Below are 12774 nucleotides of genomic sequence, written 5' to 3'. Positions count from 1 at the left end.
CTGCTGGCACAGGTGCACGATGAAGCAGAATCGCTTGCGCTCGTTTGGCCTCGGGCTCTCGTTCCTCGTGGCGGCCGCCTCGGTCCCGCTGGCCTGCTCGCCCGACTCCGGGATCAATCCCGGCGGATCGGGCGCTGGCGCGAGCGGTGATGGCAACTCGTCCTCGTCCGGCATGGGCGCGGGCGGTGAGGGAGGCACGCTGTTCCTCGACTCCGGCGGGACGTGCGGCGATCCGACGGACAAGGACAAGGACCTCATCGCCGATTTCCTCGAGCTCGGCCCAGACAAGGACACGGACGGCGACGGTACGCCCGATGCGCTCGACAACGACAGCGACGGCGATGGCGTGCTCGACGCGGACGAAGCGGCAAACCCCTTCCTCCTGAACGGCGAGCCCGGACAAACGCGTGACGATAGCTGCGATCCGCTCGCGGACTCGGACGGCGACGGCGATCCGGACGTGCGCGATCTCGACAGCGACAACGACGGCGTGTCGGACACGCAAGAGACGACGTACGACGCGGACGGCACGAAGGGCTGCCGCGTGCGCGTCGATTGCGACGACGACGGCGTCATCGATCTCGTCGAGCTCGCGGCTGGATCGAGCCCGACGGAGAAGGGCTCGGTTCCTGTGGATGCGGGGCTCTACTTCGTCCTGCCGTACCAGGGCGGCGAGCAGACGAAGGATTTTACGTTCTCGACCGGCGTCACGAAGGCCGACATCTACTTCCTGATCGACACGACGGCTTCGATGCAGCCCGCGATCGACAACCTGAAGGCGTCGATCGACACGGAGATCATCCCGGCGATCCTGAACGGCGATCCCACGGCGACCCCGCCGATCCCGGCGATCGGCGACGCGTGGATCGGCGTGGGCGAGGTGCGCGACGTGCCGTGGCTGCCGTACGGGCAGGACGGGGACGCGCTCTATCGGTATCGCTTCCAGGTTGGTGCTCAAACGATCGCCGGGGACCTCGCGCCGCCGGTGTTCGACGGGCAGAAGTACACGGCGCCGATCGCGACGAAGCAGATCCTCGGCACGCTCACGGCGGGGGGCGGCGGTGACGCGCCCGAGGGGACATCCCAAGCGCTCTGGCTCGCCGCGACGAACCCGAACAACTACGCGCTCACGATCGGCGGGATCTGGAACTACCCGCAGTACACCTGTCCGCTCGCCGGCGGCATCGGCGCGCCCTGCTTCCGGCCCGAGTCGCTGCCGATCTTCGTGCTCATCACGGACGCCGCGTTCCACAACGGGCCGAACGTCACGCACCAGTACGACGGGGCGAAGGTCGGCGGGACGGTGAAGACGTACGCCGAGGCCGTGACCGCGCTGAACAACATCAACGCGAAGGTCGTCGGCGTGCCCGTCGCGACGGGCAGCCCGGGCGCGGCGCGGGCCGACCTCACGGACCTCGCCACGCAGACGGGCAGCCTCTACCACGACCCCGCGTTTGGCGGGAAAGACCACCCGCTCGTGCCGAAGACGGACGTCGGCAGCGGCTCGGTGTCGCAGGAGGTCGTGCGCCTGCTCGGCCGGCTCGCGGACGCGGGCCTGCACGACGTGACCACGGCGCGCGAGAACTACGCGTGCGACGGCGGCATCGATTGCACGGGCGACGGCGTGCCGGACCTCGCATACCAGAACCCGCCGGTCGATCAGGGGATGGCGCCGTTCGACGCGAGCACGCTCATCACGAAGATCGAGACGCTCGAGAGCGCGGCCTCTCCCCTGCCCTACGCGAGCCGCACGGAGACCACGTTCTTCGGCCTGCAGGGCGACGCGCCCGTGAGCTTCCGCGTGCACGCCGTGAACAACACGATCAAGCCCGCGACCTTGCTCGTGATGCGCGCCTTGATCCGCGTACGTACGCCTGACGGGCAGGTCCTCGGCGGCAAGAACGGGATCAAGCTCGTGTACTTCGTCCTCCCGCAGTACATCCCCAAGGTCAAGTGAGCGCACGCCGGGCGATGTCGCGGGGCAGCGGACGAAGCACGTGATCGGCGCGCGATCGCTCGTCTGGCTCTCCGCCCTCGCCGTCGTGGCGACGCCGGCCCTCGCCGCGGCTGCCGATCCGCCGTCGCCGAGCACGACCACGCCGCCGGAGCCGCAGCAACGGGCCCGCCTCCGCTACACGCTCGAAGGGATCGAGCTGCGCGGCAACGTCCGCACCGCAGGGCGCGTCGTCCTTCGCTACGTGAAGTTCCGCGCGGGGGATGTGCTCGACGTCGACGACCCGGAGCTCGAGCTCACGCGCTACCGGCTCCTCGGCACGGGTTTTTTCGCGCAGGTGGATCTCAGCTTGCGCAAGGGGTCGCGGCGCGGCGCCGCCGTGCTCATCATCGAGGTCGTCGAGCGCAACACGCTCGTCGTGCAGAACCTCTGGGCCGGCGTCGCCGCGGATGAAGACACGGCCGGAAATGCGCGCCCGCTCTCGGCGTTCCTCGGCGTGCAGGTGGCCGAGACGAACCTCGCGGGCACGGGGATCACGCTCGGCGCGGGCGTCGCGCTCGCCGCTGATCAGTTCGCGCTGCGCACGAGCTTCGTCGATCCCTCGTTCGTCGGGACGGGCTGGTCAGCCGCGATCACCGTGCTCTACAACGACGCGCGCGACTTCTTCGGCAACCGCGACGTCCTCTTCGAAGCGCCGCTCATCGCGCAGCGCGAGGTGACGGACTACGCGGTCGTCGCCTACCGCCGCTTCGGCGCCACGATCGGCACCGGCCACGACCTCGGCGTCTCCTCGTCCTTCGCGCTCGACTACCACCTCGAACAGATCGACGCGACCGTGCCCGTCGCGGCCTCGCACATGCGCGGGCTCTCGCGCGAGCCGGTCGATTTCTCCATCCGGCCCGGCCGCAGCGTGCTCTCGACGGTGCGCGGCACGCTGACGTACGACACGCGCGACGCGCCGTTCCTGACCGCGCGCGGGACACACGCGCAGGCGTCCGTGACCGTCGGGATCCCGGGCACCGATTACAGCTTCCAGAAGTTCGAGGGGACGCTGCGGCGCTGGTGGCGCCTGCCGTGGCGGCACGTCGTGAGGTTCGACGCGTACGTGGGCGCGATCGCGGGCGACGCGCCCTTCTTCGAACAGTTTTACGTCGGAGATTTCACCGACCTCCTGCCCGATCGCCTGCTCGCGCTCGCGCCGGATCGGAGGCAGCCGCCGAACTTGCTCGGCACGGACATCATCGAGGTCCGTTACGGCAATTTCGCCGCGAAGATCGAGGGCGAGTATCGGATCCCGCTCTACACGGGGCGCGAGTCGGTCTACGGCGTGGACCTCTTCGCGTCGGCGGGCATTTATTCGGTGGCGACGCGCCGCGAGTTCACGGATCCGCCAACGGGGTACCGTGGTTGGTCGCGCCTGCCGGTCGACGTCACGGGCAACCTCGGCTTGCGTCTCGACACGAAGCTCGGCGGCGTGACGGTCGCGTTTTCGAACGTGCTCGGGCTCGTCGCCGCGCGCAACGGTGCACGCAAATGACCCGGCGGGCGGCGCTCTTCGCGCTGGCCCTCGCCGCCCTGACCGCACCGGCCGTGACCGTGCGCGCGGAGCCGCCGAAGACCCCGGCGGCCCTGCCGACGAGGAACGCAGTCGTCGCGCTGGAGGGCAAGCAGGCCGTCCTCAGCGTGCCCTTCCGCGACGTGGTCGACGCGGAGATCGAGAAGAAGCTCTCGAGCGGCTTGCCCACGGTGATCGTGCTCCGCGCCTGGATCTTCCGTGACGGGGGCACCGAGCCCGTCGCGCTCACGGCGAAGACGTGCCGCGTCGTCTACGATCTTTGGGACGAGGTCTTTCGCCTGCAGATCACGCAGCCGGGCGGGCTCGTCGATACGGTCGCCGTCAACATCGAGGGCGTCTTGCGCCAGTGCGCCGAGGCCCGGAAGCTACGCATGATCGAGCGCTCGCAGCTCGAAGACAACGGCCGGTATTTCGTGGCCGGGCTCGTCGAGGTGAACCCGATCAGCCAGGAGACGCAGGATCGCATCAAGCGCTGGGTGACGCGCCCGAACGGCTCGGCCGCGATCGGGCCCGGCGACTCGCTCTTCGGATCGTTCGTGGGTCTCTTCGTCGCGCGGATCGGCGACGCGGATCGAAAGCTCGCGTTCCGGACGCAGGTGTTTGCCCCGCCGAACCCGCCGCCGCCCGAGAAGAAGCCGTAGGCGCGCCACGGGTGCGGCCCGTCGACGCCGTGGGTCATTCTCGGTCGATAGGCGGTGCCATTGATTCTTTTTGCGTGCCCCAACGCGCGAGGCACGTTGCGTCGACGTGAGGCGATCTCAAGCGCAGAGCGCTTCGATCTCGGGCTCGGGTTGCGTCGCCGCGAGCAGCACCTCGGCAGCCTCGCTGCCTTCGCGCACGACGGCCTCGAACGCGCTGCGAAGCTTCGACTTCGTACGCGCTTCGAGCTGCCGCATGCGCTCGCGCGAGACGCCGAGACGACGGCCGAGATCCGCGAGGCTCACCTCGTCGTCGTCCGAGAGCAGCCGCTCCTCCACGATGAGCCGCTCGCGTGGGTCGAGCGCCTTCCACACGCGGCCCACCACGCCGCGGACGAACGCGTCGCGCTCCGCGCTCGCCGTGAGGTGCTCCGGATCCGACGACGGATCGCGCAGCATCTCCAGCAGCGTCGGCCCGCCCTCCATTCGCGCCTGCGCGTCGAGCGAGGTGTCGCGCGACGCGACCCGCTGCGACATCGATCGGATCGCGTCCTCCGTCGTCTGGAACCGGGTCGCGAGCAACGTGTCGATCGAGGCGTCGCCCTCGCCGAGCTGCATTTCGAGCTTGGCCCGCTCGCGCCGCAGCCGGAAAAACGTGCGCGACACGAGCGGCCCCGTCCCGCCGCCGACCATGCTCCACTCGCGGAGCAAGTGGTCCACGATATAGGCGCGGATCCAGTAGACCGCGTACGTCTTGAAGCGCAGGTTGCGCGACGGCTCGAACCGTCGGACCGCTTCGAGCAGGCCGAGGTTGCCCTCCTCCACGAGGTCGGAGAGCTGCATGCCGTAACCTCGGTACTGCGCGGCCACCTTCACCACGAATTGCAGGTGGCTCTCCACGAGCGTGTTCGCGGCCGCGTGATCGCCCTCGCGCCGGTACCGCCAGGCGAGATCGAGCTCGGTCTCACGATCGAGCACCTGATACCGCCGGATCGCCGCGCGATACGCCCCGAACGGGGACTGCGCCGCCGGGCTCGAACCGAGGCCCTCGGGGCGCGGCTTGCGGGCAGCCCCGTCAGGGCTCGATGCTTTTGGGGCGAGATGACTCCGCGGGCGTGACTCGGCGTCGAGCGGTGGATCCGCCGAGGGTGGAGGCTCGGTCGAGCGCTCGCCGTGCGGCGCCCCGAAGACGTGCTCCTCGGGCACGCGCGTCGGCGCGACGCCGTCGAGGTGGAGCATGGCGCGGTAGATGAAGCCGCGCGTCTTCTTCTTATGACCCCCAAGGATCGGCTGGATCGTGTTCGGGCTCGTGACGTAGCCGAATGCCTCGACCTCACGCGAAATGCGGATCGCGAGCTTGCGCATCGTCATGCCCGGGTTCTCGGCCACGTGCTTGCGGGCGAGCTCGGCGATGGGCGCGGCCTTCACCCAGGCGAGATCCAGCTCGACGCCCGTGGGCGGCCCGTCCTTCGTGGCGGGCGCCTCGATCACCACAGACGCCGCGTCTCCGCGCAGGATCGACTCGATCGCCCTCGACATTGCATGCCGCACGCGACGCGCGCGCCCGTCGACGAGCTTCTGCACGTGCGGCAGGCCGATCACGACCCCTCGCTCGGCGAGCCGCTCCTTGAGCAAGAGCGCGAGCCTGCGTGACGACGGCTCCTTGTGCTCGACCTTCCACGCCTTCGCGAGCTCGTGGATCCGGCGCGCGCTCTCGAAGACCCGGCCCTCCTGCGCGCCGAGGATCTCGCGCGACATCGCGTCGATGCGCGCCTCGGCGTCGGCCGACGACGTCACGCCATCGTGGCGCAGGAGCGCGAAGAGCGCGTCCTGGATCTCGCGCCGCACGAGCCTCTGCTTACCGGCGAGGATGCTCTGGAGCGAGTCGACGTTGAGGCGGATCCCGCTCCGCTCGAGCTCCTCGCGCAGGCGAAAAGCGAGCGCACGCTTCGATCGCTCGGGGTGCAGGTAGAGCCAGAGCTGGGCGAGCGGCAGCATCCGCTCGCAGACGATGTACGTGGGCGCCGTGGCCGAGGACGCGCCCGCGAGCCCGGCCTCGACGAGGGCACGCTCGACTGCGGCGATCGCGTCCTCGCCTCCCACCTCGGCGATCGCCTCTCGCAGCGCGCGGTCGACCTCGGGCGGCACCGTCGCGACCGCCCCCGAGAGCTGCCGCTTCAGCGTGCGCAGGTGGTAGCGAATCCCGCGCCGCGCGAGCCGATCGCGCAGGTCCCGCGCGAGGGCTTCGCGTGAGAGGTGCGTGTTTCGTTGCAGGTGCAGGGCCGCCGCAGCTCGGAACGCGGCGCCCGGGATCCGTTCGGGCGTCCCTGCCATCCCCGCCGCCGGCATCGTCACGCTCATCTCCACGACCGACCTCCGTGCTCTCGCCGGCGCCCCACGCGCCGATCGTCGCCGCGCACAACACTCGACAAACATCGCAACGTCACGTCAACATTGAACAAAGACTGATGGATTCCCAGCCCCCGTGTCAAGTTACATTTTGTACAACATTACCAAACATTGTACAAAGCATCTACAACAAGGACTTGTGGTAAACGGAATTCGTGCGGTACTTGCCGGTCGAAGTGGATGTGCAGGGGCGCCTGGCGCTCGTGGTCGGGGCGAGCGCGGAGATCGTGCCCAAGGTGGAGCGGCTGCTCGCCGCGGGAGCGCGGGTCGTGGTCGTCGCGCCGGGGGAGGTCGATCCGGCGATCGAGGCGCTTTCGGCGGAAGGGCGGCTCGACTTGCAGCGGAGGGAGCCGTCAACGGGCGACGTCGACGGCAAGGCCATCGTCTTCGTGGCCACCTCGGAGGACGGCCGCGCAGCGCCATTTCACGCCCGCGGGGTCGCGGAGGGGCGGCTCGTGTGCACGCTCGACAGGCCGGAACTGTCGACGTTCGTGAACCCGGCAGTCGCCCGGGCCCATGGCCTCACAATGACGTTCGCGACCGGCGGCACGAGCCCGGGGGTGGCGCGGCGCATCCGCGAGGACCTGGAAGCGCTCTTCGGCGATCCGCGGTTCGGGCGGTTCCTCGGGGCGCTCGAAGGCCTGCGGGCCCGGCTGCCGCGGGGGGAGCGCGCGGGGCGGATGGCCGAGGCCGTGAAGGGGTTTGCTCTGGACGCGAAGCTTCGTTTTCCCGCGTGGGTGGAGCGGGGCGAGGAGCCCTGACACACGCGGGAGGGGGGAGGCACCGAGAGGGTGCAAGGACGCGCGCTGCTCAAACCTCTTGTGTCGCGCAGGCAGCGCGAGTTAATTCAGCGAAACTCAGAGAGTCGAGCAGAGACGAGTGAGGAGGGCTTAGATATGCGATCGAGTTCGGGCCGGCTGACGTCGTTGCACACGGCAGCAGTGCTCACGAGTCTGTTGGCGCTCACGGCGTCTCCGGCGGCGTACGCGCAGGCGAAGGCTCCTGCCGCTGCGCCCGCCGCCCCCGCCGCGGACAAGAAGCCTGCTGCGGCGGCGCCGGCCAAGAAGGACGACAAGGCCGCGGCTGCCGCGGCGCCCGCGAAGAAGGACGACAAGGCCGCCGCCGCTCCTGCGAAGAAGGACGACAAGGCCGCCGCCGCTCCTGCGAAGAAGGACGAGAAGACCGCCGCCGCGAAGCCGGCGAAGCCTCTCACCGACAAGCAGAAGAAGGACATCGCGACGCAGGCCCTGAAGGACGGCGACACCGCCTTCGAGAAGGGCGAGTTCCAGGCCGCGCTCGACGCGTACAAGACCGCCGACGAGACGCTCCCGGGCCTCAACGCGAAGTTCAAGGTCGCTGTCGCGCTCGAGAAGCTCAACAAGGTGCAGGAGGCCGTCGCGGCCTACCAGGGCTTCCTCGCGGCGATCGACGAGCAGGCCGCCGACAAGAAGAAGAAGTTCGATCCCAAGAAGTGGGAAGACCGCGTCAACGAGGCGAAGGCCAAGATCGAGGCGCTCAAGAAGACGCCTGCGACGGTCAAGATCGCCACGACGCCGGAGACGGCCGCGGGCCTCCTGGTCGCGGTCGACGGCAAGGAGCCCGCGCCCGCCGGCGAGCTGAAGCTCGAGCCGGGCAAGCACACGCTCGTCTACTCGGCGAAGGGCTTCATCACCTCGCAGCCACAAGAGGTCGAGGTCGCCTTCGGGGAGACGAGGGAGTTGCCGGCGCCGACGCTCGAAGCCGAGCCTCCGCCGCCCCCGCCGCCTCCGCCGCCCCCGCCGCCCCCGCCGCCTCCGCCGCCCCCGCCGCCTCCGCCGGCCGCACCGAAGTCGTACGTCCCCGCGTACGTGACGCTCGGCCTCGCGGGTGTGGGCGCAGTCGTCGGCACGATCTTCGGCGTCTCGGCGCTCGGCGCGAAGAGCGACTTCGAAGCGAACCCGACGGTCGACAACGCCGACAAGACCGATCGCAACGCGCTCATCGCGGACATGTCGTTCGCCGTGGCGCTCACGTTCGGCGTGACCGGCGCCGTGCTGCTGTTCGGCGGCGATGACAAGCCCGCCCAGCAGACGGCCACGACCAAGCTCTACAAGCCGGTCGTCGCGCCCTTCGTCGGTCCGACGGGCGGCGGCGGCGTCGTGTCGTTCAAGTTCTGACCACACGATGAAAGCACGGAGCACTCGAAGCTGGGCAACGCTCGTGTTCTGCACGGGCGTCGCCCTCTCCGTGGGCGCGGGCTGCGAGCTCGTCGCTTCCGTCGATCGCGACAAGATCCCGATTGGCGAGGGCGGCACGGGAGGCACGGGCGGCACGGGCGGCATCGGTGGCCAAGGCGGCATCGGTGGCCAAGGCGGCGTTGGCGGTGTCGGCGGCCAAGGTGGTCAGGGCGGCCAAGGTGGCCAAGGTGGCCAAGGCGGCAGCACCGGCACGTGTGTCGATCCTGCAGCCGACTGCCCTCCGCCGTCGGGCCCGTGCGTGATCGCGATCTGCGACGCGACCAAGAACTGCGGCGAAGAGCCGAAGGCGCAAGGTAGCCCGTCGTCGAACGAGGTGGCGGGCGACTGCAAGCAGCACACGTGCGACGCCGCAGGCGGCGAGCAGGTGACGGACGAGGCCCTCGGGACGGCGTGCGGAGACGCCACGGCGTCCTGCGCGAACGGCATCGCGAACCAGCCCGACACCTGCGACGGCACAGGCACGTGCCAGGCGAACGACAACGTCGCCTGCGCGCCCTATGCCTGCAGCGGGAACGCCTGCGGCACGACCTGCACGCTCGACGCGGACTGCGCAGCCGGCAACTACTGCAACGGCGGCGGCACGTGCGCGCCGAAGGTCGCGAACGGCGCGGCGTGCGCGACGGCGAACGCTTGCCAGAGCGGCTTCTGCGCCGACGGCGTCTGTTGCAACACCGCGTGCAACGGGCTCTGCCTCGCGTGCGACGGCACGGGCACGGCCGGCATGTGCACGCCGGTCCCGGCGGGCACGCCCGATCCGGCGTGCGGTGCGGGTGAAGCCTGCAGCGACGCGACGACCTGCCTCAAGCTCGCCGGCACGCCCTGCGATATGCCGGACGAGTGCATCTCCAACGTGTGCACGGCCGGCGAATGCGCGCCGTGACGTGATGAACGCGCGGGGGTCCGCTCCGGCAAACGGAGCGAATCCCCCGCGCGTTTTTCCTTTCAAACCCGCAACGTCGTCCGCCGATAACGCTTGCCCGCCGTGAGCTCGGCGAGCGTCGTGAGCGACGATTCCGCCTCCTCGGCAGGCGCCGCATCCGCGGCGTCGCCCTCGCCTGCCTGCGCTTCGTCCTCGTCCACGTCGTAGGCCGGCACCGTCCTCGCCTGCTCCCACCGATCCTTCAGCCGATCGGCGATCGTCGCGAGCAACGCGCGTGTCGTCTCGCGGTTCGTCGCGGAGACGAGCACCGCGCTCTTGTTGCCGAAGAGCAGCCGCCGCGCCTCGCCCTTCTCGACGAGGTCGACCTTGTTGAAGACCAGGATCCGCGGGATCGACGAGAGCCCGAGCTCGCCGAGCAGCTCCTCGGTCGTCGCGATGTGCTGGTCGTGGGCCGGGTCGCTCGCGTCGACCACGTGCAGGATGAGGTCCGCGTCGGCGGCCTCCTCGAACGTGGCGCGGAACGCGGCGAACAGGTCCTTCGGCAGCTCGCGGATGAAGCCCACGGTGTCCGTGATGATCACCTCGCGTTCTTCGGGAAAACGGATCCGGCGCGAGCGCGTGTCGAGCGTGGCGAAGAGCTTGTTCTCCGCGATCGTGTCCGAGCCCGTGAGCGTGTTCAGGAGCGTGCTCTTGCCCGCGTTCGTGTAGCCGACGATGCTCACGATCGGCACGTCCTTGCGCGCGCGCTTGCGGCGCCGCTGCTCGCGCTGACGCGAGAGCTTTTTGAGCTGCGCTTCGAGGAACGAGACGCGCTCCTTGGCGCGGCGGCGCCCGATTTCGAGCTTGGTTTCGCCGGGGCCACGCCCGCCGATGCCGCCGGTGAGGCGCGAGAGCGAGTCGTCCTTCAACGCGAGGCGCGGCAGGGCGTACTTGAGCTGTGCGAGCTCGACCTGGAGCTTGCCGTCCGCGGACTCGGCGCGCTGCGCGAAGATGTCGAGGATGAGCTGCGTCCGATCGATGACCTTGAGGTCGGCGTGCTTGGAGATCGCGGAGGCCTGCGAAGGCGTGAGGTTGCGATCGAAGACCAAGGTCGCTGCGTCGAGCTCGGCCGCTCGCAAGACGATGTCGTCGAGCTTGCCCTTCCCCACGACGAGGCGCGGGTCGATCTTCTCGCGGAGCTGCACGACGTTGTCGACGACCTCGACGCCCGCGGTGCGCGAGAGCTCGGCGAGCTCGCGCAGGCTGTCCTCGGCCTCCGCATACGCGCCTTGCTTCGACTTCTCCGCGACGTGCACGAGGATCGCACGGCCGTCCTTCGCGTGCGTGAAGATGCGCGACCTTCGGGCGAACTCGTCTTCGAGCGCGCTGATGAGCCCGCCGAAATGGATGTCGATGCGGCCCACGGGCAGCGGGCCCACGCGCCGATAGGGCAACCCATTTCGCGGATCCTCGCCCTCTGCAACCGGGGATGGCGGCGTGTTGTACGCGAGATCCATCGTCTTCGCCTCGCCTTCGGGCGAGAGCTGGATCGCGGCCACGAGGTCGAGGCGCAGGCGCACGAGGTCGACGATGTCGTCGCGCGTGAGCTGCTCGTTGTAGAGGTGCGTGTGAACGAGGCGGAGCGCGCGGAAGCGGCCCTCGGCGGCGCGCAGGCGGCCGATGTCGGGGAGCATGAGCTTCGTCGCGTCACCGACGACGACGTAGTCGATCTCGCCCGATCGATGGACGAGCGCGCCGACCTGGCGCCCCGTCACGTGCGAGGCCTCGGCGAGGGATTTGACGAGCTCCGGCGTGGCCACGTGATCGAGGGGGACCTTGCGCCGATAGATACGCTCGAGCAGTCGAACCGCGTGGGGGCTCAGCCCCGTGGTGTTTCCGTAGATTTGTTGCATTCGGACGGTGGTTTGAGGGCCAAGCTCCGCTCGCCGGAGCGTCTCCCCCAAGCATGGATTCGTGCCCCCCTTTCATAACGCACGGATCCCCGGGGCGCGAGAGGCCACGCCTTGGTACCGTGCAGCCGGACATGGGCATCTTCACGGCACTCTCGCAGGATGATGCGCAGGCGCTCGGCGCGCGCTTCGGGCTCGTCGTCACGGGCGCCCGCGGGCTCGACGCGGGCAGCGTAAACACGAGCTACGAGCTCGCTATCGAAGGCGGGAGCCGTGTCTTTTTGCGGATCTACGAGGGCGCGAATGTGGCCTCGGCCGAGCGGGAGGCGCGCCTGCTCGCGCACCTCGCCGAGCGCGGCGTGCCCACCCCCATGCCGCTGCTCCTCGCCTCCGGAGGCGGCTCGTTCGTGGCCGAACACGCGGGCAAACCCGCGGTCGTCTTCCCGTGGATCGAAGGCGACGTCCGCTGTCAGCGCGGGGTGACCGAGGCGCACGCGCGCGCCGTCGGGGAAGGGCTCGCCCGTGTCCACCTCGCGGGCGCGTCGTTCGGCGAGCCGCTCATGACGCGGTTCGGCCCCGAGGACCTCGCGGCGCGGCTCGCGGGCCTTCGCGAGCGGACGGACGCACCGGAGCACGTGCAGCAAATCCTGCCCGCGCTCGAACGGCGGCTCGACCACCTCTCCCGTGTGAGCCTCGGCCCGACGCTCCCGGTGATCCATGCCGATCTCTTTCGGGACAACGTTCTGTTCCGGGACGGCGCGCTCACCGCGCTCCTCGATTTCGAGAGCGCGTCGAGCGGCGCGGCCGCGTTCGACCTCATGGTCACGGTGCTCGCGTGGTGCTTCGGGGACGGGCTCGATCGAGGCCTCGCGCGGGCGCTCGCGCGCGGATATTCCACGGTCCGCGCCCTCGCGGACGACGAGCGAGCGGCGCTCCGCGATGCGGCGCTCTTCGCGACGCTTCGCTTCACGATCACGCGCATCACGGACTACGAATTGCGCCCGCGCGGCGTGGTCGCCTTCAAAGATTACCGGCGCTTCGTGGCGCGCGGCGCGGCCATCGAGGCGCTCTCGACGCGCGAGCTCGCCGAAATGCTCGGCGTGTGAAGGGCGCGTGAAGGAGTTTTGATTTTCGTGGTGGATCCTGGGCCGACGGTTGCGCTGTAGGAGGCACGCCGTTACCTTCGAGGAC

9 protein-coding genes are annotated in these 12774 nt (G+C 69.7%); 7 read left to right on the top strand and 2 right to left on the bottom strand.

The features are described from left to right. Positions 1–19: 19 nt before the first annotated feature. Genes POL67_RS07650 through POL67_RS07640 form a run of 3 tightly spaced genes read left to right on the top strand, consistent with a single transcriptional unit; the run spans position 20 to position 4171 of the window. Complete coding sequence (locus POL67_RS07650) at positions 20–1957, top strand: hypothetical protein (RefSeq protein WP_271916437.1); 1938 nt, start codon at positions 20–22, stop codon at positions 1955–1957. A 40-nt stretch (positions 1958–1997) separates the two neighbouring features. Beyond that, entirely contained in the window at positions 1998–3491 is a 1494-nt protein-coding gene (locus tag POL67_RS07645; RefSeq protein ID WP_271916436.1) for a BamA/TamA family outer membrane protein, read from the top strand. Then, positions 3488–4171, top strand: a complete 684-nt coding sequence (locus POL67_RS07640; protein ID WP_271916435.1) for a hypothetical protein — start codon at positions 3488–3490, stop codon at positions 4169–4171. Before POL67_RS07645 ends, POL67_RS07640 begins: the two co-directional genes overlap by 4 nt. Before the next feature lie 117 nt (positions 4172–4288). Here the strand turns inward: POL67_RS07640 and POL67_RS07635 are convergent, their stop codons facing one another. Beyond that, a complete protein-coding gene (locus tag POL67_RS07635) occupies positions 4289–6529 on the bottom strand; it encodes a sigma-70 family RNA polymerase sigma factor (RefSeq protein ID WP_271930763.1) in 2241 nt (746 codons plus the stop codon). 203 nt (positions 6530–6732) lie between these two features. Here POL67_RS07635 and POL67_RS07630 point away from each other — a divergent pair, with 203 nt between their 5' ends. From POL67_RS07630 to POL67_RS07620, 3 genes are all read left to right on the top strand, one after another. Then, complete coding sequence (locus POL67_RS07630) at positions 6733–7338, top strand: precorrin-2 dehydrogenase/sirohydrochlorin ferrochelatase family protein (RefSeq protein ID WP_271916434.1); 606 nt, start codon at positions 6733–6735, stop codon at positions 7336–7338. Positions 7339–7473: 135 nt separating this feature from the next. Further along, positions 7474–8733, top strand: a complete 1260-nt coding sequence (locus tag POL67_RS07625) for a PEGA domain-containing protein (RefSeq protein WP_271916433.1) — start codon at positions 7474–7476, stop codon at positions 8731–8733. Positions 8734–8740: 7 nt separating this feature from the next. Next, complete coding sequence (locus POL67_RS07620; protein WP_271916432.1) at positions 8741–9694, top strand: hypothetical protein; 954 nt, start codon at positions 8741–8743, stop codon at positions 9692–9694. Between the two features lie 62 nt (positions 9695–9756). Here POL67_RS07620 and hflX read toward each other — a convergent pair whose 3' ends face one another. After that, positions 9757–11586, bottom strand: coding sequence for a GTPase HflX (hflX, locus tag POL67_RS07615; RefSeq protein WP_271916431.1), 1830 nt, complete (start codon positions 11584–11586; stop codon positions 9757–9759). A 131-nt stretch (positions 11587–11717) separates the two neighbouring features. Here hflX and POL67_RS07610 point away from each other — a divergent pair, with 131 nt between their 5' ends. Beyond that, positions 11718–12689, top strand: coding sequence for a homoserine kinase (locus POL67_RS07610; protein ID WP_271916429.1), 972 nt, complete (start codon positions 11718–11720; stop codon positions 12687–12689). Positions 12690–12774: the final 85 nt, after the last annotated feature.

The sequence above is a fragment of the Polyangium mundeleinium genome (assembly GCF_028369105.1).
Classification (GTDB): domain Bacteria; phylum Myxococcota_A; class Polyangia; order Polyangiales; family Polyangiaceae; genus Polyangium; species Polyangium mundeleinium.
This window is presented reverse-complemented; position numbering and strand designations above follow the sequence as displayed.

What these genes read in the sequence shown, in the direction of transcription:
- POL67_RS07620 (WP_271916432.1), top strand. Translation starts at nt 8,741, where the DNA reads ATGAAAGCACGGAGCACTCGAAGCTGGGCAACGCTCGTGTTCTGCACG.
- POL67_RS07640 (WP_271916435.1), top strand. Translation starts at nt 3,488, where the DNA reads ATGACCCGGCGGGCGGCGCTCTTCGCGCTGGCCCTCGCCGCCCTGACC.
- POL67_RS07650 (WP_271916437.1), top strand. Translation starts at nt 20, where the DNA reads ATGAAGCAGAATCGCTTGCGCTCGTTTGGCCTCGGGCTCTCGTTCCTC.
- POL67_RS07635 (WP_271930763.1), bottom strand. Translation starts at nt 6,529, where the DNA reads ATGAGCGTGACGATGCCGGCGGCGGGGATGGCAGGGACGCCCGAACGG.
- hflX (WP_271916431.1), bottom strand. Translation starts at nt 11,586, where the DNA reads ATGCAACAAATCTACGGAAACACCACGGGGCTGAGCCCCCACGCGGTT.
- POL67_RS07625 (WP_271916433.1), top strand. Translation starts at nt 7,474, where the DNA reads ATGCGATCGAGTTCGGGCCGGCTGACGTCGTTGCACACGGCAGCAGTG.
- POL67_RS07610 (WP_271916429.1), top strand. Translation starts at nt 11,718, where the DNA reads ATGGGCATCTTCACGGCACTCTCGCAGGATGATGCGCAGGCGCTCGGC.